Raw genomic sequence first — 25,742 nt, forward strand, 5'->3', positions numbered from 1 at the left:
GCCGCCTGCTCTGGCTCTGGCGCTTCCCACGGTCCTTCCTGTGACTTTGCAGGGCATTAGCAATTCTTAACGCGCATAATTTTCCGTTCAGGGGAAATCCCCACCTGTCTGAGCGCAGCGAGTTTGGGGATTTTCACTGGTTTTTAGAAAAATTCTGCACGTTTAGAAGTGCTTATGCCCGAAACCGGAACTGGAAGGGCCGTGGGAAGCGCCAGAGCCAGAGCAGGCGGTGGGTGCCGGACTGGCCGTGAACAGTAACGATTCATCGTCTGTCCGTGGTATAGGCCTTCAGGCAGAGATTGCATTTCTGCTCCTCCTCGACCCTGGTAAAATTCACCCCGTCAGGACTGATATATCCCTCACCGTCACTGATGTCCACAATGGTCTTTCCATCCCCCGCATCGTATTCGATCGCAGCCGGATGGACGCTGTCCGGCGTCGTCAGCTTTACCATCACGGCAAACCGCTCCCCCGGTTCAAGCTCCAGCCCTTCCTCCGGTTCTGCTTCCAGAGGAATCGTATAAAAGCCCGCATAATCGAGATTTCCCGACGCCGCCAGCCGCCGGTTCCGGAAACCGTCGCCTGACTTTATGGCTTCCTCATCTCCAGGCTGTCTCACAACATAGACCTCATAGGAAGAATGCCTGTCCGTGGAATAGAAACCCACAGCTTTTAGCGTCTCCTTCCCCTGCGCCTCATAAACGTTGGAGAACCATACCGTATCGGAACCGTATCCCAGCTGTCCTACCCAGCCTCTTAAATCCGTCTGGTAGTTATGATCGTAATGATCCGGATCTTCCACGTCCGTATATATAATATTGTTCAGCCCGATATTGGAGTCGTAATATGACACGTAAAAATATCCGTCGTCTCCAAAATCGTCTCCCCAGCTGTTCATGCAGATAAAGGCCCCGTCGCCGTTAACTTCCGTATTAAAATTCTCCCGCGGATACCCGTCATCCCAGCCGATGATCACAGAATCGTGATTCGGCGGTTCCGATCCGATATAGCAGTAGGCGTACTGATCCTCATTATAATGGGCGGACCTGCTTTCCTCGTTCGTCATGGAAGTATAGAGGGAGCTTTGTACGCCTCCGTACTGTAAGACAGCCCGCTTAATCTTCTCATAATCTTTTCCTGGCACCAGCTCCACTCCCTGGACATGCTTTACTGCCTTCAGGCCATCGGGTGAGACCCCGTCTCCATAGGGATCATCCGCTTCCAGGACAGGCCCCTTCCAGGACAGGAGATAGGCCATAGACATGGTGTACTCCCCTCCATCACTCTGCGGAATACAGAATCCATTATTCAGGGACATGTGGTCCTCGGAAAAGTCATAGTTCTCATCGGGCAGCAAACGCGCTTCCAGCGCCATCAGCGATGCAAATGCCCAGCAGGTTCCGAGAGAGCCCTGATTCTTAATGGAAGGCGCCCGGCCGGTTGTACGGCCGTCATAAGCCGACGGAAGCACCTGGTGCACCGGATCCTCCCATACTGCCCCGTCACGTTCCGCGCTGCTTTCTGACTCCGGCTCCAATGGTCCGTGACTCTCCCTGCTGCTCCGTCCTGCGCTTTCCTGCTCTCCACTGTCCTCCTGGGATTCTGTGCCTGTCTCTCCGGTACCTGTAACGGCCGATTCCTGCCCCGGACCGCTTAATTCCGGCCACCGGCCGTTAATCCAGATCACAGCCGTACCGGCAAGCACCAGAACGGCCGCCGTTCCCAACCATTTTCCTGCCTTCAATCAATTAATCTCCTGTTTTGCGCTTTGGAGGTTTCGGTCCCATAAACTGGTAGAAATACGTCTTCATCATACCATTGTAGATCTTCCGGTTCTTGTCCGCCTTTCTTCCAACGTACCGTTCCGCCTCCTCATAAGCGGTTATCATATAGAGAGACCAGGAATCCAGCGCGCGGAACCGTTCACCGATCTCCTTATACAGCGCCGGTAGATTCTCCTTCTCCTCAATTCTCTCGCCGTAGGGCGGGTTTGTGATAATAAATCCATACTTCTTCGGATGGCTGAGGGCGCTCAACGGCCTCTGCTGAAAATGAATCAGATGATCCACTCCGGCAGACTCCGCGTTGGCTCTCGCTGCCTTCACGATCTCCCCGTCAATATCGTAACCCTGAATATCGACTTCCACCTCTGTATCCAGCAGATCCGCCGCCTCATCCATGGCCTCATACCAGAATTTCCTCGGGATCACATTCTTCCAGTCTTCCGCCAGAAAGGAACGGTTCATCCCCGGTGCCATGTTGGCTGCGATCATCGCCGCCTCAATCGGGAAGGTGCCGCTTCCGCAGAAGGGATCCACCAGAATTCTGTCCCGGTTCCACGGCGTCATCATGATCAGGGCCGCAGCCAGAGTCTCCGTGATGGGAGCCTTGCTGGTAAGGGTACGGTAGCCTCTCTTATGAAGCGACTCTCCCGAAGTATCGATGCCGACCGTCACCTCGTCCTTATACAAAAATACACGAAGCGGATAGCTGCTTCCCGTCTCCGGAAACCATTCCAGACCGTACGCCTTCTTCATCCGTTCCACCATGGCTTTCTTCATGATCGACTGGATATCGGAGGGGCTGAACAGCTTACTTTTAATGGAGGACGCCTTTGCAACCCAGAACTTACCGTCCTGGGGAAGATATTCCTCCCACGGAATATTCCGCGTATTCTGAAACAGCTCTTCAAAGGTTTCCGCATGAAAACTTCCCACCTTCAGCAGGATCCGCTCTGCCGTGCGCAGAAATATGTTCGCGCGGCAGATGGTCTCCTCATCTCCGATAAATGTCACACGGCCGTCTTCCACCAGCGTGATATCATAGCCCAGATCCGTAATTTCTCTTTTTAATACAGCTTCCATGCCAAAATGGCACGGTGCAATGAGTTCAAATGTTTTTTTCACTTTATTCTCCCAGGTTCTTCTCTTTAATCACGCGTCCCTCGAAATCCAGGATCCGAAAGATCCCATCCTCCAGAATCGCGTATGTCGGCGGATTGCCTTCCTTCGGTATGGATACGGAACCGGGATTTAAGATGGTAATATCCCCGCACCGATCCGCCCGGAGCACATGGGTGTGCCCATGAAGCAGCACATCCCCCTTCTGCATGGGTGGAAGGTGATTCTCATGATAAACGTGGCCATGTGTGGCATAGATGGTGATTCCATCAATCGCCAGCAGCGCATAGTCCGCCATCACAGGAAATTCCAGCACCATCTGGTCCACCTCCGTATCACAGTTGCCCCTGACACAGTAGATCCTGTCTTTGCAGCCGTTTAGCATGGCAAGCACTTCTTTGGGGGCATACTCCTTTGGAAGGTCATTTCTTGGTCCGTGATAAAGGATATCTCCCAGTAAAACAAGGCGATTCGCTCCTGATTCCTCAAACGCTTCCAGCAGCTTTCTGCAGTAGAACGCGGAACCGTGGATATCGGACGCAATCATATATTTCATAAGTAAATTCTCCTTCTTGCATTAATAGGTATATTTTAAGTCTTACAGGGCGCATCTGTCAATGAATTTACCCCCGAACCAGATATTTTCCCCGATAATAGGCGATTCCGTTGGCCACATTCAGTACCGAATATCCCATGCGGGACAGATAGCGGCATACCATCATGCTTTGTCCGCCTCTTGCGCAGTAAAAAACCAGAATTTTATCCCTGGGCAGTTCTGAAATCCTCTGATCGATCTCTTCATACGGGATATTGACAGCCCCATTTATGTGGGCTCTCTGATACGATGCGGCGTTACGCAGGTCAATCACCATCATATCGTTTTCGTTTTCTATATAATAATCGACTTCACCAATCGGTATTGTCTTGAACATACAATCACCTGTCCTTTCTAATACCATTATATTCACTCCCCGTGAAAAGTTTATCTTTCTGGTCATCGCCGCATAAAAGGTAAGAGAACAGCAAAAAGCACAGGGAGATTATGCTTATAAGCATCGTATCCCTGTGCTTTTTGACGAAATCACAAGCCTACTGACAGGCTGTTATTTTCGTACTGCCAGACAGATTAATAGTCAGACTTATTCTGGCTGTTATTCTGGTTGTTGTTGCGGCTGCTGTTCTGGCTGTTGTTGCGGCTGCTGTTCTGGCTGTTGTTCTGGCTGCTGTTCTTGCTGCTGTTCTGGCTGTTGTTCTTGCTGCTGTTCTGGCTGTTGTTCTGATTGCTGTTCTGGCTGTTGTTTCTGGAAGAATTGCTGCAATCGTTGTAGTTATCATTGTAGTTGTTATTGGACATCTTATGATACCTCCTGTCGGATTTTTTGTTACACCGTTAGTATGGCTGACTGTTCAAATAATATACAAAAAAAATTTTAAAATAACTTTGCTTTTTTTATCTGCCTATATTATAATTAAAGTGAGGAATTAGATTTCCTCATCCTTATTAATTATTTATACTCCCCTCAGAAGAGTCCGGATAGCTCCCCTATCCGGGCTTTTCCTTTTTATCGTACGATTCCGGAGCCCACCGGATGCAGAAGACTCCCGGCAGCCAGTGCCGGGAGTCTTATATCCCTTATCGAAAATCCAGTTATCCGCTTGTCCATTATTCGCCAATGACATTGACGATCTTGACGGGAGTCCGGTAATTCCACGGAGAAACCTTAATTCCCGTTTTGTAGGTGGAGGAGTGTACGATCTGTCCGTTGCCGATATACATGGCTACGTGATTGATCGACCTTCCGTTTCCATAAAAAATCAAATCTCCCGGCTTCATCTGGTCAGAACTCACAGCAACTCCCTGGGAAGCCTGTCCGCCTGAAGAACGGTTCAGTGAGATACCTGCCGCATGCTGCATGACGTATCTCGTAAATCCGGAGCAATCCACTCCGGTATGGGGATCACTGCCGCCATAGGCGTATCGTCCGCCTACAAACTGCAGTGCGTAATTGACAACACTCTGCCGGAACTCCGCAGGAGCATCATATGCTGCTTCCAGTGCGGCAATGGTAGCTTCATCGGTCTGGGTAACAGTCGCATTCCCGTCGACCGGAAGATATCCGTATGTATCCTTCACCTTTACTTTTACAAATCCGTCGCCCATGTCTTCCACGACCTGAAAGGAAGATCCCTTAGAAGCTGCCATCAATACCTCCTGGCCGCTCTCATCCGTACTGATATTCACAGTCTCTGCTTCAACTGTTGCGATATAATTACCTGAACTGAGTCCTGGTCCGGAAACTTCATCCGCTTTGGCATCTGCCGGATTGGCAAGTACAATTGCTCCACAGAAAGCCAGGAGGCTTAACGTTTTCCATGCATTTTTTATCATTGGGACATTACTCCTGTTTTTTACTTTTTCGTTCTAATTATTACGTAATTGTTAAAATCATTACGTTTATTATACATTTACCTTGCTTTTCAGTCAAGTACTATTTCAAACTGGTAACATTCCATTATTTTCCAGGTTTCTCCATCAGTCCAGAACCCTGACCACCTTAACAGGCGTGCGGTACGTTGCGTTCGATATCTTGATTCCCGTCCGCTCCGTGGAAGCATGTACAATCTGTCCGTTGCCGATATACATGGCCACATGGTTGATATAGCCCTTGCCGCCGTAGAAGATCAGATCGCCCGGCTTCCTGTCGCTGTAGCTGACGCTGCGTCCCTCTCCCGACTGCGCTCTGGAGCTGTGGCTTAAGGAGATGCCTGCCGCGTGCTGCATGATATATCTTGTGAATCCGGAACAGTCGGCTCCGGTATTCGGATCTGTTCCTCCATATACGTAGCGGTTCCCTACAAACTGAAGCGCATAATTGACCACGTCCTGGCGCAGCTTCACGCTCTCATCGACTTTTTCCTTTGTCTTCTCAATCAGGGTCGCCCGGTTACTCGGTATGTACCCCTCTCCTTCTGCGGTGCTGATCTTCACCCAGCCGCCTTCTGCCGGTGCGGCAACTTCATAAGTCTGTCCCCGCGATACTTTTGTAACCGCCTCTCCGCCCGCATTCTTAGCCTTCCGTACCACGACGTCCGGCGCATCTATCTTCGCATACAGTGTTGTACTCGTTTCCACTTCAATCTCTGCCGCTTTTGCGGTAACTGGTGAATTCCAGGCCAGAACCGCATAGAGGCCGATAACCCCCAGCACTTTCCAGGTTTTGTTTCCCATGTTTTTCCAACTCCTGATTCTTACGTTTTTATTTCGTTTGTTTATCAATATGTAATATGTTACATAAATGTTACAAAAATCAGTATACTCTACTCATCGCCATATGTCAAGTAAAAATCAGCAAAAACGGCAGTTACACCGATTTTTCCGGTATAACTGCCGTTACACTTTTGTAATATTTATAATTTGTTTTTAATATATTCCTTTACCGCCTGGGGCCCCGGATCAGCCAGATTACAAGAAGAATCAGAAGCAGCGGTCCCATCAGAGGAATCAGAATGCTGAATATACCGGTCACGATACTTGCGACCAGGAAGAAGAATAACACTGTCACGACTACAGCCAGGAGCTTCCAGTACCATTTGTTTAGATCGACAAAATGGAAATGGCGGTCCGGTCCGGCCTCTTCCTCATACACCGTCCGGCCTTCGTTCCGATACGTATCATATGCGGACTGACGGCTGCCGCCCTCTCTGGCGTTCTCCGTGGCCTCCATGATCGTCTTGGCAATCAGCCTGGGATCACCGATCGCACCGGTCACCTCGTCTTCCGACTGGCCGTTCGCGGTCTCCGTTCTGATATAATCGTCATAGTATCTTATATTTTCCTCAATCACATTTCCAGGCACTTCGCCGGTCAGCGTGTCCCGCAAACGCTGTAAAAATTCCTGTCTGCTCATTGAAGCCTCCTTCAGTAAAGTAACTGACCTTTCCTAGTATACCATTTCCCCCTGGCTTCGTAAAGGAATCTTCTGTAAATTAATTATTAAAATTTCATAATTATTCTACTTTTTCCTTCAATATGCCTTCTCTGTAAGCGCCTGCCAGTTCCTTTAAGTCTGCGATACGTCCTGCCAGCTCCACGCCCTTGTCGGTGTCTGCCACCATAACCCGCTTATGCATATTCTCCACAATGGAGACCCTGGGCGTGCTCTCCTTCTCCGGATCGAACGGCTTGTGCTCCGCCAGAGCCAGATGATTGGAGTTATAAATGAGCGTATATCCGGCAATCCCGGTCCTGGACTGGTACGCCTTGGATAGGCCGCCGTCAATGATAAAGAGCTTTCCGCCCGCCTTCACGGGGGATTCTCCCTCTTTGATTTTAACCGGCACATGGCCGTTGATGATATGGGAACCGGACCTTGGAAGCCCGAATTCCTCCAGAATCCGGTCACACGTCTCTTCCTTCACGCTGAGCCGGTAATACGGGTTCATCGGTTCTTTATGAGTGGCCGGATCTTCGATAAAATAGTGCTCAAAGGTCGTCATCTTTCCCTTGCCGTAAACCGGCGATTTGGCTCCGCACCACAGATACCACATAAAGTCCATGGCGTCCTCCTTTTCCGGGGATTCCTCCGCCATGAAATACGCGTTCTGCACCTTCCTGTCCACATAGTCCATCAGTGCCTGTCCCGAATAGGAGATGCCGTCCACCACGATCTCATCAAAGCTTCCATCCTCCTTCATCGGGATGCAGCCATGGTAGAGCAGGTTTGAGTTATAGCATTTGTACAGGCTTCCGTGGGAATAGAGGAAACGGATATGCTTGTGCAGAAGCTCATTATGCCTGAACGAAAGCTGGAGCGTATGAAGAAGCTCTTCCTCCTCCGCGGTCAATGCAAGCGGATCCTTCGGATCCACCGTAGGGAAGGATAAATCCAGCATGGGATATTCCTTTCCCTCCAGCACCACCACTCCCCGGTCGAAATCCACGGCCTCTAAAAGCCTCCTGTCATCCATCTCATACTCCGGATGACGCCCGATAATCTGTCCCTGTACCTTAAACTGAATGATGGCGATCGCCTTGTGCATCTTCGCCGCCAGCCCCGGATCTACCGCATCATAAATATTTTCATCCAGAATCTGCGGAACAAAGCGCTCGCACGGATCATTGTGGTAAACTTTAGCCGCGAACATGGAGAGCGGCCGTAAATTAATCCCGTAACCGTCCTCCAGCACATCGAAGCTGTTATAGCTGATCGCAATGCGAAGCACATTGCAGATGCAGGCCAGATTGCCGGTTGCTGCCCCCATCCAGGAGATATCATGGTTTCCCCACTGGATATCCACATCGTGGAACTGCATCAGTTCCTTCATGATAATGTCGGCCCTGGGCCCCCGGTCAAAGATATCGCCAATGATATGCAGACTGTCAATCGTCAGATTCTGAATCAGCTCGCACAGCGCGATGATAAATTTATCTCCGACCCGGATGTCGATGATGGAACGAATAATCTCGCTGTAGTATACCCGTTTATTGTCGTCATTATAATCCACGTGAAGAAGTTCATCGATGATATAGGCAAATTCCGGCGGCATCTTCTTTCTCACCTTGGAACGGGTGTATTTGGAAGAAACCACCTTGCAGATCTGAACCAGACGGTAGATGGCCACTCTCTGCCAGTCGTCAGTAGCCATTCCCTTTAACTGCATCTGGTTTACCACCCGCTCGGGATAGTAGATCATGTTTGCCAGTTCCACCTCTTCTTTTTCCGGAATGATGTGTCCAAAGGTCTCCGTGATCTTTTCCCTGATAATACCGGATGCACTGCGGAGCAGATGGATAAATGCCTCATACTCTCCATGCAGGTCACTGAAAAAGTATTCTGTCCCCTTCGGAAGCCCCTGGATCGCCGTTAAGTTAATAATCTCGCTGGAGGCCGCCTTGATCGTCGGATACTCCCGCGCCATCAGCTTCAAGTAAGCTAAGTCTCTCATAATCCTCTCTCCTCACCCATCATGCCGCTGCCGGCAGTACCGCAATACGCCTCCTCTCCTGTTACACGCCGTTCAGCTGCATTTCTAATAAAATAATAGTAACATAAAACACTGCCTTTTGAAAGCCCCTTTAGCCTGGCAGAAACCGCGTAAATTCAACAGACGGCAATTACGGAATCCATGGCCGGATAGACTTGCAGGTTTCTTTCAGTTGTAGTAACATACTTACAGGAAAACCTGCATACAGGACAATTCATACACAGGATCATTCATACACAGGACAGCCCATTCCCGGCTGTCGGAAATCAGGAGGCAGAAGATGGAACAGTTATATGTATTCGGAACCGGTCACGCCGCCGTGACACGGTGTTATAATACGTGCTTTGCCGTAGAAAAGGACGGAGAATTTTTCATGACAGATGCAGGCGGCGGCAACGGCATACTGAGGATTCTCCAGGACATGAATGTGGACATGACCCGCATTCACCATATCTTCGTCACGCACAGCCACACAGACCACATCCTGGGGATCGTCTGGATGGTGCGCTTTATCGGTACCAGGATTTTAAACGGTTCCTATGAGGGACAGCTGCATTTATACAGCCATGAGGACTTACTGCCGGCGATTGAAACCCTGTGCCGGCTGACGCTTCAGGAGAAGCTGTGCCGGCTCATCGGGGACCGCATCGTGCTGATTCCCGTCTCTGACGGAGAACAGCGGCAGATTCTGGGCATGGACGTTACCTTCTTTGACATCCATTCCACCAAAGCGAAGCAATTCGGTTTCACCGCCGTTCTCTCAGACGGACGAAGGCTGACCTGCTGCGGAGATGAGCCGTTTCACCCGCTCTGTGCCCCCTACGTGGAAAACAGCGCCTGGCTGCTCCATGAGGCATTCTGCCTGTATGAGGACAGGGACCGGTTTAAACCGTATGAAAAACACCACAGTACTGCCAGGGACGCTGCCCGGACCGCCCAGGATATGAAGGTGGAACATATCGTACTGTGGCACACTGAGGACACGGATTTAGACCACCGCAGAGAGCGTTACACGGCAGAAGCGGCTGAATGGTTCCATGGCGGAATCTTTGTTCCCTGCGATGAAGACATCATTCCTCTTTCATAAAATTTCATATTCTCTCCGTCTCCCGCATAGGATGAGATGGAGGAGATTTTCTTATGAAATCATGGAAAGAACGAATCGCAGAATCGCCGGAGACTCTGCATCACATTATTATATACATAGAGGTCATTGTACTGACGTGCCTTTTAGTTTCCCTTTTTCTGATCAGCCCGGAGGGAAGGTTCTCATTTCCCGCATCGAATCAGGACGGAAAAGCCACGTCCTCTGAGGCCCGGAACTATATTAAATGGGTGGACTTTAAGGTTACCTCCAAAGCCATGCAGGAGGCCTTCCGGTACGATGTCAATACGTGCCAGTCCAGCCCGCACTTAAACTGGGTGGAGCTGCTCTCCTATCTGGGTGCCAGGTACGGCGGTGACTTTTCCCGATATTCCACTAAAGACTTGGACACACTGGCAGAACAGCTTCTGTCCGGAAAAACCATGGAGGAGCTGACGGCAAACATGAAGTATTATTCCTATTACCGTCAGGCCTACGGCGCTGTTTTAGACGGCCTTGTCGGCCAGTACGACATCCAGATCGCCGCGGAAAATGCGCCTTTATTCGCCTCCCCCGTGGTCAATGCCGACGGTACGGCGGACCCGGACCGGGTGTGGGTCACGAAATACGGTTTAAAGGCCTTCTCTCCCATTGCCAAGGGATTTCCCTATCAGGACTATGATGACTTCGGCGTCTCCCGTTCCTACGGCTATAAGCGCCAGCATCTGGGCCACGATATGATGGGCCAGGTCGGAACCCCCGTAATCGCCGTGGAGTCCGGATATGTAGAAGCCATCGGCTGGAACCAGTACGGCGGCTGGAGGCTGGGTATCCGCAGCTTTGACGGAAAACGCTACTACTATTACGCACATTTACGAAAAAACTATCCCTACCATAAATCGCTGAAACAGGGAAGCATCATCACAGCCGGCGACGTCATCGGTTATCTGGGACGGACCGGTTACAGCCGGACGGAGAACACCAACAATATTGATGAGGCCCACCTGCATTTCGGCCTTCAGCTTATTTTTGACGAATCTCAGAAGGAGGGAAACAACGAAATCTGGGTGGACTGCTACGAACTCACAAAGTTCCTGTCCATGAACCGCTCTGAGACGCTTAAGGATCAGGAAACCAAAGAGTACGACCGCATTTACGATATGAAGGATCCGGATATCCCGGAAAACTTCGTCCCCCACGCTCCCTTACCGGAGGAACAGCATATTCCCGATTAGCCAGGCATGGCTGCCGGGCATATTTCCGGCCCGCAGGCAGAAGCCTTCCGGGATGTAGATAAGGCAGACGGAAAACGCCGTTAAACGGCGTAATCCGTCTGCCTTATCTCTGCCCCTAAAGTGCCATCCGATAGATCTCCATCATCTCACGCTTCCCAAGTTCCCTGATTCCCGGAAGCACCCGTCTGCCAAAGTTCGTGCATTTTTCCGCCATCTCGTCAAAGTCTGCTTCCTTCACATCCGCCGCCAGTTCCGAGAGACGAACCGGCATATTCAGACTCTTAAAATAGTCTTCTATTCTCTGAATGCCGTCCAGTGCAGTCTTTAGAGGGTTCTCGAAATTCATCTCCACATCCCAGACACGGACCGCCAGCTGGGCGAAGCGCATGGGATCATCTCTGCAGACATATCTGGCCCAGGAACAGAAGAGCGCAGAAAGACCAGCTCCGTGGGCTACCTCAGGATATTTTCCCGACAGTTCATGTTCCAGCTGATGAACGGTCATCATGACCTCCCGTCCCAATCCGGTTAAATCATTATGGGAAAGACTTCCCGCCCACATCAGTGTCGCTCTCGCCTCATAATCTTCAGGATTTAAGTCCGCCGCTGTCCCCGCCTCAATCACAGCCTTCATAAGCCCCTCTGCGATGCGGTCCGTCAGCGCCGTGTCCTTTGTGGTTCCGCCTAAATACCGTTCCAGCGTATGCATCAGAATATCCACAGTCCCGCAGCCTGTCTGGAACCGGCTCACCGTAAAGGTCAGTTCCGGATTACAGACAGCAAAAAGCGGCCGGTGAGCCGGGCAGTTAAAGCCGCGCTTTAAGCCATTCTCTTCATTGGTAATCACGCAGGACTGGCTCGTCTCGCTTCCCGAGGCGGACAGCGTCAGGATATTGCCGTGTGGAAGCGCTTTCGGCGGAACAGCTTCCTTCATGAAAAATTTCCATGGATCAATTTCCGGATTCGGCGCCCCATCCGCAATGCACTTTGCTGAATCGATGACACTTCCTCCGCCTACAGCCAGAATAAAGTCCACGCCCTCCCGGCGGCAGATCTCCATGCCTTCTAACGCTTTAGACAGCGTAGGATTCGCCTGGACTCCGCCAAAAAGTACCGTTTCAATGCCCGCTTCTCTCAGCGATGCCGTCACCTGATCCAAAAGGCCGCTTCTCTTTACACTGCCGCCGCCATAGTGGATCATGACCTTCCGGAAACCATACTCTTTTATGAGTTCTCCTGCCCGTTTCTGCGTGTCTCTGCCGAAAATCACTCTGGTCGGGACACAATACTCAAAATTATTCATATTTACCTCCCCGTTCCATTCCCGTTTAAAACCGTACCTGCTCTCACTTCACGCTACCTCTTGCTCAATAAATGTATAAACAGCCCGCTCCGCAGCTTTGGCTCAAACCACGTGGATTTCGGCGGCATCAACAGGCCTGCATCGGCCACGCTAAACAACTCTTCAATCGAAGTCGGAACCATGGAGAAGGCCACAGTCATATCTTCTCTACACCGTTTTTCAAGCTCTGAAAGTCCCCGGATTCCGCCGATAAAATCAATCCTCTTATCTACCCGCGGATCCCCGATTCCCAGAACCGGTCCCAGTAAGTGATCCTGGAGAATGGAAACATCCAGCCCCTTCACCGGATCGCTGGTCAAAAGGCGCTCTGCGGCCGTAAGGCAGTACCATTGTCCACACAAATACATTCCAAAGGTCCCTTTTTCCACAGGGGCAAAGCCTTCTGTCCCCATGGAAGCCACCGTAAACCCGGCCTCCTCTACACGCTTAAGGAATGTCTCCTCCGTCATGCCGTTTAAATCCTTTACTACACGGTTATAAGGCATGATCATCAACTGATCATCCGGAAATAAGACTGACAGGAAATAGTTGAACGGCTCATTCCCCGTATAGTCCGGATGCTCTTCCCGCCTTTTCAGTCCGACCTTAACCGCGGAAGCCGCACGGTGGTGTCCATCTGCGATATAGGTAGCCGGAATACCGGCAAACGCCTCTTCCACCGTCAGGATAGAATCTGCATTTCCAATCTCCCATACGCGGTGGCGAATCCCATCCTCTGCGGTAAAGTCATATAACGGCTCTGTTCCTGTCTTTAAATCGACGACCTTATTAATCATTGCATTGGAACGGTACGCCAGAAAGATCGGGCCGGTCTGCGCATCCGTGGCATCCACGTGTCTGATTCGGTCCAGTTCCTTTTCCTCACGGGTATTCTCGTGTTTTTTTACCACTCCATTTACATAATCGTCGATGGAGGAGCACGCCACGATCCCTGTCTGCTTTCTTCCATCCATCGTAAGCTCATAGATGTAATAAGCCGCCAGCGGGTCCTTCACAAAAGTGCCGTCTGCAATCCAGCTCTCCAGCATCTCCTTTGCCTTATCGTAGACGCGGTCGTCATACATATCCAACTCATCCGGAAACTGGGTCTCCGGCCTGTCAATATTTAAAAATGATTTCGGATTGGCGGAGGCGGCGGTCTTCGCCTCCTTCCGGTTATACACGTCATAAGGAAGCGCGGCCACGCAGGCAGCATACTTTTTGTCCGGTCTCACACACGGAAATGGTTTTACAACAGCCATTCTATTCTCCTTTGATTTTACGTCCAAACGGGCCATGGATACTTCCATGCCCCGTCTGAATTGTAGTTTTTATGTACCGTTTATTTGATTACACGCACTCTCAGCACGCCCTTGATCGCATTCAGCTTCTGAATCGTCATGCTGTCCGGAACAGACTCTAAGTCCAGAAGGGTGTACGCGTATTTATCGCGGCTCTTGTTGGTCATATCGGAAATATTGACGTTTCCGGCTGCCAGTGTTCCGGTTACCTGGCCGATCATGTTCGGAATATTCAGATGAAGAACCGCAACACGGCTTGCCATCTGACACACGCCCATGTCACATGCCGGGAAATTAACGGAGTTGCGGATATTGCCGTTGTCTATGTAATCCATGATCTCTTCGACAGCCATTCTCGCACAGTTATCTTCCGACTCCTCTGTGGATGCCCCAAGATGCGGAATCACAATGGCGCCTTCCATGTTGACAGATTTTGTATTCGGGAAATCCGTTACATAGCATTTTACCTTCTTGGAGGCAAGAGCTTCCGCCATGTCATCCTCATTCACCAGCACGTCGCGGGAGAAGTTTAAGATTACCACGCCGTTCTTCATCTGGGCCAGGGATTCACGCTTAATCATTTCTCTCGTGCTGTCCAACAGCGGCACATGAATGGTGATGTAGTCGCACTCACGGTAGATCGTCTCCACGGAAGTGATATGCCTTACATTTCTGGAAAGCATCCATGCCGCATTGACCGAGATAAACGGGTCGTATCCGTAGACCTCCATACCGAGGGATGCAGCCGCATTGGCTACTTCCGCACCGATCGCTCCCAGTCCGATGACGCCCAGTTTCTTTCCCTTGATCTCGCATCCAGCAAATGCCTTCTTGGCCTTTTCCACGGATTTAGCAATATTTTCGTCTTCTTTATTATCCTTTACCCAGTTGATCCCGCCTACCACGTCACGGGAGGCCAGCATCAGTCCGGCGATTACCAGTTCCTTTACGCCGTTGGCATTGGCCCCTGGTGTGTTAAATACCACGATTCCTTTGTCTGCACACGCATCCAGAGGAATGTTGTTGACTCCGGCGCCCGCGCGGGCTACAGCCAGCAGGTCATCAGGAAGCTCCATCTCATGCATGGAGGCGCTTCTGACCAGCACTCCGGCGGCCTCTTTCATATTCTCGGTTAACTCATACTCCTCATTTAACAAAGCCGTTCCTTTGCTGGAAATGGCATTCAGGCAATATATCTTCTTCATTCCGCGTCTCTCCCTTCCCTATTTACCATTTCTGGCTTCAAAATCCTTCATAAAGGCAACCAGCGCTTCCACGCCTTCCATCGGCATCGCATTGTAGATGCTTGCGCGCATGCCGCCTACGGATCTGTGGCCCTTTAAATTCTCAAGGCCTGCCGCCTTCGCTTCCTTTACAAACAGAGCGTCTAAATCGGCGTCTCCGGTTACGAACGGCACGTTCATTAAGGAGCGGTCTTTCTTCTCTACCGTGCCCTTAAACATCCTGCTGTTATCCAGGAAATCATACAGAAGCTTCGCCTTTTTCTCATTATACTCCTTCATCGCTTCTAAGCCGCCGCGGTTCTTTAACCATTTGAAGACCTTGCCGCAGATGTAGATGCCGTATGCCGGCGGAGTGTTGTATAAGGACGCCGCGTCTGCATGAGTCTTATAGCGCAGCATGGTAGGCGTACCCGGAAGAACGTCTTCCGTGATTAAATCTTCCCTGATAATGGCGATCACCACCCCTGCCGGGCCCACGTTTTTCTGTGCGCCGCCGAAGAGCAGACCGTATTTTTCCACATCGACAGGTTCTGATAAGAAACAGGAGGAGATATCAGCTACCAGTGTTTTTCCTTTTGTATTCGGCAGCGTTTTGTACTTTGTACCATAGATCGTGTTGTTTTCACAGATATAAACGTAATCCGCATCCTCGGATATCGGCAGATCGGAAACATCCGGAATATAACTGAAGGTCTTATCGGCACTGGAGGCAACGGCGTTCGCCTTTCCATAAAGCTGTGCCTCCTGATATGCCTTCTTTGCCCACTGTCCTGTGATGATGTAATCGCCGACGCGGTTCTTCATTAAGTTCATCGGTACCATGGCAAACTGCTGGGAAGCGCCGCCCTGTAAGAACAACACCCTGTAGTTGTCCGGAATGCCCATTAAGTCTCTTAAATCAGCTTCCGCTTCATTGATAATGGTTTCGAACATCTTGGAACGGTGGCTCATCTCCATAACCGACATGCCGCATCCCCTGTAGTCCATCATCTCATCGGCCGCTTCCTTTAAGACCTCTTCCGGCAGTACAGCCGGTCCTGCGGAAAAATTGTACACTCTGCTCATATCTCTTTCCTCCTCTTTGATAGGGTTTTTAATCTGCTATATCTTCAGATCATTTTCGTCGAATGCATCCTGAATCGGCGCTCCCGGAGAAACCATCGGGAATACCTTGTCATCACAATGAATCTGACAATCTATAACAACAGGAATGTTAAGTCCGATGGCTTCCTTAAGAACCGGCATGAACTCCTCTTTGCTGGTTACCCGGTAGGCCTTTGCCCCCATTCCTTCTGCTACCTTAACAAAATCAACCGCATCATTTAATACTGTATGAGAATATCTCTTTCCATAGAACAAAGTCTGCCACTGACGTACCATTCCGAGCACATGATTGTTTAATACCACCTGGATCACCGGGATATTATAGCGTGTCGCGGTTGCGATCTCATTCATGTTCATGCGGAAGCAGCCGTCGCCGGCGATATTGATCACGGTCTTGTCTTTGCATCCCATCTTGGCGCCTAACGCAGCGCCCAGACCGTATCCCATGGTTCCCAATCCGCCGGATGTGACAAAGGTTCTGGGGTGTTTGTATTTGTAGAACTGCGCGGCCCACATCTGGTGCTGTCCTACCTCGGTGGTAATGATCGCGTCGCCCTGGGTCAGTTCATATATCTGTTCCACCACGTAAGGGCCGGTTAACAGATTCTTGTCGTAGCGGAGCGGATACATATCCTTCATCCGGTCGATATGAGCCAGCCACTCGTCGTGATTGACCGGATCGAGCCGTGCGTTTAACTTCTTGAGAATCGTTTTCACATCACCGATCACGCTGGCGTACGTCTTCACGTTCTTGTCGATCTCAGCCGGATCCACGTCAAACTGGAGAATCTTCGCATTGGGAGCAAATTTGGCCGCATTGCCCGTCACACGGTCGCTGAAACGCGCGCCCACAACGATCAGTAAGTCGCATTCCGTGATTCCGAAGTTGGAGGTCTTCGTCCCATGCATGCCCACCATACCGGTGTAGAGCTCATCGGTTCCGTCAAATGCACCTTTTCCCATGAGGCTGTCTGCCACCGGGGCCTGAATCTTATGGGCAAAGGCCTTAAGCTCATCTGCCGCATCCGCAATCACCGCGCCGCCGCCTGCAAAGATGAACGGCTTTTTCGCATTTCGGATCAAATAAAGTGCCTTTTCCATGTCCTCTTCGCGGATTGTGGAATTCTGGCGCACAATCGGCTCGGGAGCCTTGTACTCGTAATCACAGGTATTGGCAGTAACGTCCTTCGTAATATCAATTAACACAGGGCCCGGTCTTCCGGTCTGCGCGATCGTAAAGGCACGTCTTATGGTGTCCGCCAGTTTCGTTATATCCTTGACAATAAAATTATATTTCGTAATCGGCATGGTAATGCCCGCAATGTCGATTTCCTGGAAGCTGTCACGGCCGAGAAGGCTGACCGCCACGTTACAGGTGATCGCCACAACCGGAATGGAATCCATACACGCGGTCGCGATCCCCGTTACCAGATTGGTAGCACCTGGTCCGGATGTCGCCATACAGACGCCCACCTTACCGGTGGCTCTCGCATAGCCGTCCGCCGCATGGGCCGCCCCCTGCTCGTGAGAGGTCAGGATATGGGTGATTTCATCCTGGTGTTTATAAAGTGCATCGTAAATATTGAGAATCGTTCCTCCCGGATATCCAAATACTGTATCTACACCCTGTTCTTTCAGGCACTCAATTACGATTTCTGCTCCTGTCAATTTATTCATACGCCTTACTCCCTTTCTCTTAATTCCCCGGTACCTCCAGGATTGCCCCTTTGCTTGCCGGTGCTGCCATAGCAGCATAACGCGCTAAGTATCCGGTCGTTACCTCCGGTACTCTCGGCTGCCATTTCGCCTTTCTTGCCGCCATCTCCTCATCGGAAATCTTCACGTCCAGACGGTTGTTATTGATATCAATACAGATCATGTCACCTTCTTCGACTAACGCAATCGGTCCGCCTGCTGCGGCTTCCGGGCACACATGGCCGATCGATGCGCCTCTCGATGCGCCGGAGAACCGGCCGTCCGTGATCAGCGCCACCTCTGAGCCAAGTCCCATGCCTGCGATGACGGAAGTCGGGTTAAGCATCTCTCTCATTCCCGGGCCCCCCTTCGGTCCCTCGTAACGGATCACAACCACGTCACCTGCCACGATCTTTCCGCCTTTGATCGCCGCCACCGCGTCTTCTTCACAGTCAAAGACTCTGGCCGGACCTTCATGCTTCAACATCTCAGGAGCCACCGCGGAACGCTTCACCACTGCGGAATCAGGAGCTAAATTGCCCTTTAAGATGGCGATGCCGCCGGTCCTGCTGTATGGATTTTCTACCGGGCGGATCACCTCCGGATTTAAGTTGACACAATTTTTAATATTCTCACCGACTGTTTTGCCGGTTACTGTCATGCAGTCCAGGTTTAGGAGTCCCAGCTTGCTGATCTCCTTCATAACAGCGTAAATACCGCCGGCCTCATTCAAATCTTCTATATAAGTAGGACCCGCCGGCGCCAGATGACAGAGATTCGGAGTCTTCGCGCTTATTTCATTGGCTATGTCCACGTTTAACTCCACGCCGGCCTCGTGTGCAATGGCCGGCAGATGAAGCATGCTGTTGGTGCTGCAGCCCAGGGCCATATCCATGGTAAGCGCATTCTTAAATGCGGCTTCCGTCATAATGTCGCTGGGTTTTATGTTTTTCCGGTACATCTCCATGACCTGCATGCCGGCGTGCTTTGCCAGCTTCAGACGTTCGGAGTAAACCGCAGGAATCGTTCCATTTCCCTGCAATCCCATGCCCAGAACCTCGGTTAAGCAGTTCATGCTGTTGGCTGTATACATACCGGAACAGGAGCCGCAGGTCGGGCATGCCTTGCACTCGTACTCTCTGACCTCTTCTTCTGACATGGTGCCCGCTGTATAGGCGCCTACCGCCTCAAACATACTGGAAAGACTGGTCTTATGTCCCTGCACATGGCCCGCTAACATTGGTCCGCCGCTGACGAACACTGTGGGTACATTAATGCGCGCCGCTGCCATTAAAAGTCCGGGGACATTCTTATCGCAGTTGGGAACCATGACGAGAGCGTCAAACGCGTGGGCCTTCGCCAGACATTCTGTGGAATCCGCAATCAAATCTCTCGTTACCAGGGAATACTTCATGCCGATGTGGCCCATGGCGATTCCATCACAGACGGCGATGGCCGGAACCATGACCGGGGTTCCTCCCGCCATGGCAACTCCCATCTTAACGGCCTGAACGATCTTATCCAGATTCATATGGCCCGGTACAATCTCATTATAGGAACTGACGATACCGACGAGCGGACGCTCCATCTCTTCTTCCGTCATTCCGAGGGCATTGAACAGGGAGCGGTGAGGCGCCTGCTGCATGCCCTTTTTTACTGAATCACTCTTCATATTATGACACTCCTTTTCTATGTACTTGTATCAGGTTAAATCCGCTCTGCGATTAAATCTCCCATCTCACTGGTGGAAACCTTCTTGCAGCCCTCCGACATGATATCGCCCGTTCTGAAGCCCTCGGACAATACCTTCTGAACAGCCGCTTCCACCGCATCCGCTTCCCGGTCAAGATCAAAGGAAAAACGAAGCATCATGGCCGCCGACAGAATCGTGGCAATCGGATTGGCAATGTTCTGTCCCGCAATATCCGGTGCGGAGCCGTGGCTCGGCTCATACATGCCGAATTTGCCTTCATTCATGCTGGCAGATGACAGCATACCGATGGAACCGGTAATCATACTCGCTTCGTCGGATAAAATATCTCCGAACATGTTCTCGGTTAAGACTACATCGAACTGGCCCGGATTCATCACCAGCTGCATCGCACAGTTATCGACCAGCATATGCGTAAGCGTCACTTCCGGATAATCCCTGGCAACCTCTTCGACGACCTTTCTCCACAGTCTGGAAGAATCCAGTACGTTGGCCTTATCTACACTGATCACGCTCTTTCTGCGTTTCATGGCAATGTCAAATGCCTTTACGGCAATTCTTCTGATCTCGTTCTCGTTATATGTAAGGGTATCCACGGCTGTCATCACGCCGTCCACTTCCGTCGTATGGCGCTCTCCGAAATACAGACCGCCGGTCAGTTCCCTCATGATGACCATGTCAAATCCATCGCCGATGATCTCCTTTTTTAAAGGGCAGGCCTCTGCCAGTTCCTCGTAGAGATAAGCCGGACGGATATTGGCGAATAAATTAAGACCCTTGCGGATTGCCAACAGGCCCGCCTCAGGTCTCAAGTTCGGTGCCACGTCGTACCATCTCGAATTTCCCACGTCTCCTCCGACTGCTCCGAGAAGAACGGAATCACTTTTTTTTGCTGTCTCCAATGCTTCATCCGTAAGAGGAACACCGTACGCGTCGATGGATACTCCTCCCATCAAAACCTCGGTATAAGAAAACTCATGGCCGTACACGGTTCCGATCCTGTCCAGGACTTTTCTTGCCTCTCTAATGATCTCCGGCCCAATCCCATCACCGGGAATTACCGCTATATTATAACTCATCTTTATCGTCTCCCTCTTCACAATTCTGTTCTGTCACTGTACCATGCTGATGTATTTCCCTTCATCATAGAACATTTAAAGGGATTTTTCAACTATATTACGGGATTTTTCTGCAAAATACTATATGAGATTGGAATTAGTACTATAAATGGAAGTTATACACCATTCTTCCTCCACTGCTCCTTGTCCATTATTTTCCCCCAGGAACAGGAGGAAAAGCGAAAGTCCCGAAAAACCTTTGCAGTGAAAAGAGGATATCCGGCAGTCTGTAAACGCAGACTGATGGGACATCCTCTTTTTGCTGATTTCTACCGTGTTTCTGCTTATCTCAAACGGTTGTGCCTTATAAAGTATCAAGCGCCGCTTTCATTCTCTTCATGCATTCTTCCACCGTACTTCTCTGGGCAGCTGCATTGATCCGTTCAAATCCGCTTCCCTCCGGTCCGAAAATATAACCTTCGTCGAAGATAATGCCGGCTTTCCTGACCATCAGTGCTTCCAGCTTCTCAGAATCGGAGCAGTATTCATTCAAATCCAGCCATACCAGATAAGTGCCCTGGCAGTCCATCATCACCACCTTCGGCAGGTTCTCCTTTACAAACTCTTCTATATAACGGATATTTCCATCGATATAGGCTCTGGCCTGGTCCAGCCATTCCTCCCCTTCCGTATAAGCCGCGATGATGGCGGTCAGTCCAAACGGACTGCACATGCCAACGGATAAACGGTTCGAGACGACCTCTGTCCACTGCTCCTGGTACTCCTTATTGGGTATTATAATGTTGGAAAACTGCATACCGGCCAGGTTGAAGGTCTTACTCGGAGCGGTACAGACGATGATTCTGTCGCTGTAGTCCGGCGCAAGTTTTAACAACGGAGTGTGCGTAACTCCGATTCTCGTTAAATCTGCATGAATTTCATCGGAAATAATCCATTTATCATACTTCTTTGCAATGTCGACAACCTTCCTTAACTCATCCTCTCTCCACACACGGCCAACCGGATTATGAGGGCTGCACAGAATCATTCCCTTTGTATTGTCATCGGCAAATTTTCTGTCCAGATCATCGAAATCCATCTCGTAGGTATTTCCTTTTCTAATGAGAGGATTATTGACCACTTTCCTGCCGTTAGCCTCCACTTTTGCTGTAAATGGATGGTAAACCGGTCTCTGGATAATCACCCCGTCTCCTTCCTTCGTCAGAAATTGAATTAAAAATGCCAGCGCCGGAACGACCCCCGGACTGAAGAATATATCATGTTTGTCGATCTCCCAGCCAAAACGCTTCCGGTACCAGCCCATAACGGCCTGTTTGCACTCCTCATTCTCATAAACCGTATAACCGAAAATCTTCTGGTCGATCCGTTCATGAAGAGCGCGTATAATCGGTTCCGCGCAAGGCAGGTCCATATCCGCGATGGATACCGGAATCGCATTCTCACCGGCTTCCTCCGGTATCGTGTCATACTTGCAGCAGTATGTGCCTCTTCTCTCTACCCGTGTGTCAAAATCATACTTCATCTTGCAGCCTCCTGTCCCATGTTCCACTTTTTACATAAGCCAATTAATATTTAATCTGCTTAACTATCTATCATACTCTCAGATTAATACAGTTCCTGCTGTTTGTCAACTGAAATCTTTCAACGCTTGAATCTGCCCGTAAACCATGGTATGATACAGGTAATTCATACTATCTGTAATGGGAACTGCCAAACCGCAACCAGAACATGGAGGATGTACCAGGATGATCACCATATTTAACAGAAAAGAACTGGCAATTACTTATTCCATCAGTGAGCAGGCACGAATCCGTAATCTTCTGGCGGCCGAAGGAATCAAATACATCATCGATACCAAAGGGACTTTCATGCGTAATTTTGGATCGCGGGGAGCCACCATACAGCAGTTTGGTGAGAATATCACGGCCGGCACAGAATACCGAATCTACGTTTTGAAATCAGATTATGACAAAGCATCACATCTTATCCATAAGTAACAGGACAGACAGGGCCGCAGCGAAAGTTCTATGCTTTCGCTGCGGCCCTGTCTCTTATTCGGCCCCGCTGTTTCCCGACAGCTGCCGGCTTTCCTCTACGTCCAGCTTAAACGCTCTGTTTAACTGCTTCTGAATTCCAATATACGTTCTCATCTCCTCCTCGGAGATCCCATCCAGCATATGATACGTCCTCTCATAGCAGGCATTCTCAAACTCTTCATGCTTTTTATAAATCACTTTCCCTTCCTCTGTCAGATAGAGGTTATATTCCCGGTTATTCTTTTCGTTCCGCTCCTGCCTGATCCATTCCTTTTTCTTAAGCTTGCGGATCAGCTGGGAGCAGGCGCTGTTGGTCTTATCAAACACCCGGGACAGTTCTGAAGCCGTAATTCCCGGCTGGTCCCCGACGGCCTTAATAATCTGAGATTCTGCCTGGTAGAGGACGGTTCCGCGATAATCATGGAGCAGCGAATCGTATTCTTCAATCGCATCGACGCCTTCATCCAGCGTTTTTAACAGTTCACAAAATAATTCATATCGTTTCTCTACGCCCATAGCCCCACTCTCTTCCCTGTTGGTTCCTTTATTGTAAGTGGAAAGGCAGGTATTTGTCAATATGGAGGGGCTTTTCTACTGATCATTTCCCGTGTCTGCGGTCATGCATTGATCGAGAGCTGTCTTGTCGATTTCGTTCACATACTTAGAATCTTCTGTCCTCGTATAGTAGGTGGTTCCGTCCTCGCCGGGATTGCCAACCGACAGGCTGAATGTCTTATCTTCTCCGTCCTTTTCGTACGTGTAGCTCAGCACCGCCTGCGGATGATCCAGCCCGTAACCGGCCAGTTCTTCATCCGTCACCTTATAGTTTGCACAGCTCTTCACGACGAGACCGCTGAGCGAATCGGCCAGTACATTCAGCGCCGAGTTGTCCGGCAGTTTGTTGTCTTCCGTATCGTCCGACCCCCGGTACCAGGCGATGGTTCCGTCTTCACTTCCCGCCGAACCAGATTGAGGGGAGGTCTCCTCAGCCAGTTTCTTCTTCACATAATGTTCGCTGACGCCGTTTTTCTCAATCGTGATCGACTGAATATCGGTCCCCACGACAGCCGGAAACTCTTCCAGAGCCATCATGTCCTCCAGCCCGTAGGCCGTCTCGTCAAACAGGGAGGAACTGATGAGACAGGGGACATTCTGGCCGTCGATCACGGCATAATAATTACCGCCGTCCGTCTTATCTCCAATGAGTATGGTAACGGTCTTCCCGTCATCCGCCGATACCGTTACCCGCCGCAGCGGTGTGTCCAGGCCGTATGCGGCAAGGTCGTCTCCCCCCTCCAGCCTTCTTACTGCCGGAAGCTTCTTTACCGTTCCTGCCAGAGAATCCATGCGGGTCGTATTGACCGGAAACTGGTCGTCACCATCATAAGTCCAGGAATCGCCATCCTTTGTAAATGCCAGTACATTTCCATCGTTATCATAGGAAATGGCCTCTATATCAGAGAAATCGGTCATATATATTTTTTCTGTCTCCGCCTGCTGCCGTTCCTTTTCCTTTGTATGATCCTGATACGCCCCGACACCGGCATAGATGACGCCCAGTGCCGCGACCACCAGACAGCCTGCAAGCAGTCCGTAATTCTTCTTCATTGCCGCGCCTCCATTTTCATTTTACCGTGCAGATCCGTCATAACCTGCTACAAACGTCTCCGTTTCAGCCATACCATAAGCCCCGCCGCCACGGTTGCCACCGGGATAACGAGAATAAAAACGATTCCCCACATGCCGCCATGTGTTACGGTGTTATAGGTAACCTCAAGGCTCTTGGATGGGATGGAGACATTGGTAACATCTTCGAAATTGGCCGTTACCGCATTCATAAACAGGTCTAAATTGGTGAGATTCGAAAAGGTACTGTTTAATCCGTCGTCAATCAGGGAAGGCGTACCGAATACGGTAAGTCTTGCAGTCCCGGAATCCAGTGTTTTCTCTGCCGTCGCGCCGAGAAGATACGTCCCCGGTGTCTGACTGCTCTCTGTGACAAGCATGCCGCCATCCGTCGTCTCCATAAACGGCTCTACCGTAACGCCGTCGGGAAGTGTGTCCAGCTGGTTTAATGCAGACGACTGAAGGATCAGAGCGGTGCTCTTTCTGTCAATTCCGTTCGTTATCTCACTGCCCGATACAAGCGTCGGGAAAATGTAGTAGGGATTGTTCTGATAGCAGCTCTTCGTATCGGCCGCCAGTCCATGTTCCATATTCAGACCGTAAGCGTTTAAGACGGCATTTAAGTTGGGGCGGTCCTTATCGGAATATCCGGCGATCAAAAGCACCTTTCCTCCGCCGTCTAAGTAGTCCGTCACCATGGTTTTTTCGTCGTCTGCCAGATCGCTGACCGGCGCATTGATCAGGAGAAGCTCACAATCCTCCGGGATCCCGCCTCCGGTCAGTAAATTAACGGTATTTACCGTAAGGCCCGACTTTTCCAGGAGATCGGACGTAAGTGTTCCTAAGGCTGCCTCCCCGTGGCCCTCCGTCACATAGATATTTTTCTGCACATCGTTCGTCACGTAGGAGACCGCACTGGTCAGCTGGCCCTCTCCGTCGAACTCCGTCTCCTTCGTCTGGCCGTAGTAATAGTAAGACATCTGGTCATACTTAATAATATCGCTCATCTGGATCGTTTCGGTCTTTCCGTTATCCTCGCACACCACCAGAATCGTATTGTTTTCCACATTCAGCTGTTTTACCCGGTCCGGGTGAAGAACGGAATCTACGGTCTCCGCCTTAATATGATCGGAAAGGTCCGCATACCGGTTTACAAAGCTTGTAATTCTGTCGTCCACCATGGTTGGATCCGCCACCACATAAATCGTAACGTTCTTATCGAGAGACGCCAAAAGCTCCTTCGTCGTATCTCCCACTGTATAAATCTGTGTACCGCTTAAATCCCATCGGCGCACCTTTTCGGGAAGACGGCCTACGATCATATTTACCAGCACGACAGCGGCGATTACGATCACGGAAAGGATCGCAGCATAACCGCCTTTTTTCAGTTTTCTTGTCAT

23 protein-coding genes are annotated in these 25,742 nt (G+C 50.4%); 3 read left to right on the top strand and 20 right to left on the bottom strand.

The features are described 5' to 3' along the window. Positions 1–262: 262 nt before the first annotated feature. The 9 genes from NE473_RS21725 to NE473_RS21765 all read right to left on the bottom strand — a co-directional run bounded on the left by NE473_RS21725 (position 263) and on the right by NE473_RS21765 (position 8,846). Positions 263–1,744 carry a lectin like domain-containing protein gene (locus NE473_RS21725; RefSeq protein ID WP_055651450.1) on the bottom strand — a complete coding sequence of 494 codons (1,482 nt, stop codon included), beginning with the start codon at positions 1,742–1,744 and terminating at the stop codon, positions 263–265. Between the two features lie 4 nt (positions 1,745–1,748). After that, entirely contained in the window at positions 1,749–2,906 is a 1,158-nt protein-coding gene (locus NE473_RS21730) for a THUMP domain-containing class I SAM-dependent RNA methyltransferase (protein ID WP_022033407.1), read from the bottom strand. Position 2,907: 1 nt separating this feature from the next. Next, positions 2,908–3,456: a phosphodiesterase gene (gene yfcE / locus NE473_RS21735; protein ID WP_006770635.1), complete on the bottom strand. Its 549-nt coding sequence runs from the start codon at positions 3,454–3,456 to the stop codon at positions 2,908–2,910. Positions 3,457–3,523: 67 nt separating this feature from the next. Then, positions 3,524–3,832, bottom strand: a complete 309-nt coding sequence (locus NE473_RS21740; RefSeq protein ID WP_055651475.1) for a rhodanese-like domain-containing protein — start codon at positions 3,830–3,832, stop codon at positions 3,524–3,526. Positions 3,833–4,026: 194 nt separating this feature from the next. Further along, positions 4,027–4,254: a hypothetical protein gene (locus tag NE473_RS21745; protein WP_055651451.1), complete on the bottom strand. Its 228-nt coding sequence runs from the start codon at positions 4,252–4,254 to the stop codon at positions 4,027–4,029. A 309-nt stretch (positions 4,255–4,563) separates the two neighbouring features. Further along, entirely contained in the window at positions 4,564–5,289 is a 726-nt protein-coding gene (locus tag NE473_RS21750; protein ID WP_006770638.1) for a C40 family peptidase, read from the bottom strand. A gap of 144 nt (positions 5,290–5,433) precedes the next feature. After that, positions 5,434–6,129, bottom strand: coding sequence for a C40 family peptidase (locus tag NE473_RS21755; RefSeq protein ID WP_006770640.1), 696 nt, complete (start codon positions 6,127–6,129; stop codon positions 5,434–5,436). A 205-nt stretch (positions 6,130–6,334) separates the two neighbouring features. Continuing rightward, entirely contained in the window at positions 6,335–6,808 is a 474-nt protein-coding gene (locus NE473_RS21760) for a DUF1700 domain-containing protein (protein WP_022033405.1), read from the bottom strand. Between the two features lie 100 nt (positions 6,809–6,908). Continuing rightward, a complete protein-coding gene (locus NE473_RS21765; RefSeq protein WP_006770643.1) occupies positions 6,909–8,846 on the bottom strand; it encodes a fructose-bisphosphatase class III in 1,938 nt (645 codons plus the stop codon). 319 nt (positions 8,847–9,165) lie between these two features. Here NE473_RS21765 and NE473_RS21770 point away from each other — a divergent pair, with 319 nt between their 5' ends. Beyond that, on the top strand, positions 9,166–9,972 hold the full coding sequence (locus NE473_RS21770; protein WP_055651452.1) for an MBL fold metallo-hydrolase: 807 nt from the start codon (positions 9,166–9,168) through the stop codon (positions 9,970–9,972). Between the two features lie 53 nt (positions 9,973–10,025). Next, positions 10,026–11,204, top strand: coding sequence for a M23 family metallopeptidase (locus tag NE473_RS21775; RefSeq protein WP_006770645.1), 1,179 nt, complete (start codon positions 10,026–10,028; stop codon positions 11,202–11,204). Between the two features lie 115 nt (positions 11,205–11,319). Here NE473_RS21775 and NE473_RS21780 read toward each other — a convergent pair whose 3' ends face one another. The 8 genes from NE473_RS21780 to NE473_RS21815 form a co-directional block, all read right to left on the bottom strand. Further along, on the bottom strand, positions 11,320–12,507 hold the full coding sequence (locus NE473_RS21780; protein ID WP_055651453.1) for an iron-containing alcohol dehydrogenase: 1,188 nt from the start codon (positions 12,505–12,507) through the stop codon (positions 11,320–11,322). Between the two features lie 53 nt (positions 12,508–12,560). Continuing rightward, on the bottom strand, positions 12,561–13,808 hold the full coding sequence (locus tag NE473_RS21785) for a DUF1015 domain-containing protein (protein ID WP_055651454.1): 1,248 nt from the start codon (positions 13,806–13,808) through the stop codon (positions 12,561–12,563). 80 nt (positions 13,809–13,888) lie between these two features. Further along, a complete protein-coding gene (locus tag NE473_RS21790; protein ID WP_006770648.1) occupies positions 13,889–15,052 on the bottom strand; it encodes a phosphoglycerate dehydrogenase in 1,164 nt (387 codons plus the stop codon). A gap of 18 nt (positions 15,053–15,070) precedes the next feature. After that, positions 15,071–16,156 carry a 3-phosphoserine/phosphohydroxythreonine transaminase gene (gene serC / locus NE473_RS21795; RefSeq protein ID WP_006770649.1) on the bottom strand — a complete coding sequence of 362 codons (1,086 nt, stop codon included), beginning with the start codon at positions 16,154–16,156 and terminating at the stop codon, positions 15,071–15,073. 36 nt (positions 16,157–16,192) lie between these two features. Continuing rightward, entirely contained in the window at positions 16,193–17,872 is a 1,680-nt protein-coding gene (gene ilvB / locus NE473_RS21800) for a biosynthetic-type acetolactate synthase large subunit (RefSeq protein WP_006770650.1), read from the bottom strand. Positions 17,873–17,891: 19 nt separating this feature from the next. Further along, positions 17,892–19,562: a dihydroxy-acid dehydratase gene (gene ilvD / locus NE473_RS21805; RefSeq protein ID WP_006770651.1), complete on the bottom strand. Its 1,671-nt coding sequence runs from the start codon at positions 19,560–19,562 to the stop codon at positions 17,892–17,894. A 35-nt stretch (positions 19,563–19,597) separates the two neighbouring features. Beyond that, positions 19,598–20,680: a 3-isopropylmalate dehydrogenase gene (leuB, locus tag NE473_RS21810; protein WP_022033399.1), complete on the bottom strand. Its 1,083-nt coding sequence runs from the start codon at positions 20,678–20,680 to the stop codon at positions 19,598–19,600. A 343-nt stretch (positions 20,681–21,023) separates the two neighbouring features. Then, the gene (locus NE473_RS21815) at positions 21,024–22,202 is read right to left on the bottom strand and encodes a MalY/PatB family protein (RefSeq protein ID WP_055651455.1); all 1,179 of its coding nucleotides are present in this window, start codon (positions 22,200–22,202) and stop codon (positions 21,024–21,026) included. Positions 22,203–22,425: 223 nt separating this feature from the next. Between NE473_RS21815 and NE473_RS21820 the strand changes: the two genes are divergently transcribed. Further along, positions 22,426–22,677, top strand: coding sequence for a hypothetical protein (locus NE473_RS21820; RefSeq protein WP_022033397.1), 252 nt, complete (start codon positions 22,426–22,428; stop codon positions 22,675–22,677). A gap of 54 nt (positions 22,678–22,731) precedes the next feature. On the opposite strand, the gene NE473_RS21825 is transcribed toward NE473_RS21820, so the two are convergent. The 3 genes from NE473_RS21825 to NE473_RS21835 form a co-directional block, all read right to left on the bottom strand. Then, positions 22,732–23,232: a MarR family winged helix-turn-helix transcriptional regulator gene (locus tag NE473_RS21825; protein WP_006770656.1), complete on the bottom strand. Its 501-nt coding sequence runs from the start codon at positions 23,230–23,232 to the stop codon at positions 22,732–22,734. A gap of 75 nt (positions 23,233–23,307) precedes the next feature. Beyond that, positions 23,308–24,324: a DUF4340 domain-containing protein gene (locus tag NE473_RS21830; protein ID WP_055651456.1), complete on the bottom strand. Its 1,017-nt coding sequence runs from the start codon at positions 24,322–24,324 to the stop codon at positions 23,308–23,310. A 47-nt stretch (positions 24,325–24,371) separates the two neighbouring features. Next, positions 24,372–25,742, bottom strand: a complete 1,371-nt coding sequence (locus NE473_RS21835; protein ID WP_055651457.1) for a GldG family protein — start codon at positions 25,740–25,742, stop codon at positions 24,372–24,374.

It is taken from the genome of Hungatella sp. SL.1.14 (assembly GCF_024460495.1).
In the GTDB taxonomy this organism is placed as follows: Bacteria; Bacillota; Clostridia; order Lachnospirales; family Lachnospiraceae; genus Hungatella; species Hungatella hathewayi.

Coding starts and splice junctions, on each gene's coding strand:
- NE473_RS21745 (WP_055651451.1), bottom strand. CDS start 4,254: ATGTCCAATAACAACTACAATGATAACTACAACGATTGCAGCAATTCT.
- NE473_RS21750 (WP_006770638.1), bottom strand. CDS start 5,289: ATGATAAAAAATGCATGGAAAACGTTAAGCCTCCTGGCTTTCTGTGGA.
- NE473_RS21775 (WP_006770645.1), top strand. CDS start 10,026: ATGAAATCATGGAAAGAACGAATCGCAGAATCGCCGGAGACTCTGCAT.
- NE473_RS21825 (WP_006770656.1), bottom strand. CDS start 23,232: ATGGGCGTAGAGAAACGATATGAATTATTTTGTGAACTGTTAAAAACG.
- NE473_RS21765 (WP_006770643.1), bottom strand. CDS start 8,846: ATGAGAGACTTAGCTTACTTGAAGCTGATGGCGCGGGAGTATCCGACG.
- NE473_RS21835 (WP_055651457.1), bottom strand. CDS start 25,742: ATGACAAGAAAACTGAAAAAAGGCGGTTATGCTGCGATCCTTTCCGTG.
- serC (WP_006770649.1), bottom strand. CDS start 16,156: ATGAGCAGAGTGTACAATTTTTCCGCAGGACCGGCTGTACTGCCGGAA.
- NE473_RS21820 (WP_022033397.1), top strand. CDS start 22,426: ATGATCACCATATTTAACAGAAAAGAACTGGCAATTACTTATTCCATC.
- NE473_RS21770 (WP_055651452.1), top strand. CDS start 9,166: ATGGAACAGTTATATGTATTCGGAACCGGTCACGCCGCCGTGACACGG.
- NE473_RS21780 (WP_055651453.1), bottom strand. CDS start 12,507: ATGAATAATTTTGAGTATTGTGTCCCGACCAGAGTGATTTTCGGCAGA.
- ilvD (WP_006770651.1), bottom strand. CDS start 19,562: ATGAAGAGTGATTCAGTAAAAAAGGGCATGCAGCAGGCGCCTCACCGC.
- NE473_RS21830 (WP_055651456.1), bottom strand. CDS start 24,324: ATGAAGAAGAATTACGGACTGCTTGCAGGCTGTCTGGTGGTCGCGGCA.
- yfcE (WP_006770635.1), bottom strand. CDS start 3,456: ATGAAATATATGATTGCGTCCGATATCCACGGTTCCGCGTTCTACTGC.
- ilvB (WP_006770650.1), bottom strand. CDS start 17,872: ATGAATAAATTGACAGGAGCAGAAATCGTAATTGAGTGCCTGAAAGAA.
- NE473_RS21760 (WP_022033405.1), bottom strand. CDS start 6,808: ATGAGCAGACAGGAATTTTTACAGCGTTTGCGGGACACGCTGACCGGC.
- NE473_RS21755 (WP_006770640.1), bottom strand. CDS start 6,129: ATGGGAAACAAAACCTGGAAAGTGCTGGGGGTTATCGGCCTCTATGCG.
- NE473_RS21785 (WP_055651454.1), bottom strand. CDS start 13,808: ATGGCTGTTGTAAAACCATTTCCGTGTGTGAGACCGGACAAAAAGTAT.
- NE473_RS21740 (WP_055651475.1), bottom strand. CDS start 3,832: ATGTTCAAGACAATACCGATTGGTGAAGTCGATTATTATATAGAAAAC.
- NE473_RS21790 (WP_006770648.1), bottom strand. CDS start 15,052: ATGAAGAAGATATATTGCCTGAATGCCATTTCCAGCAAAGGAACGGCT.
- NE473_RS21815 (WP_055651455.1), bottom strand. CDS start 22,202: ATGAAGTATGATTTTGACACACGGGTAGAGAGAAGAGGCACATACTGC.
- leuB (WP_022033399.1), bottom strand. CDS start 20,680: ATGAGTTATAATATAGCGGTAATTCCCGGTGATGGGATTGGGCCGGAG.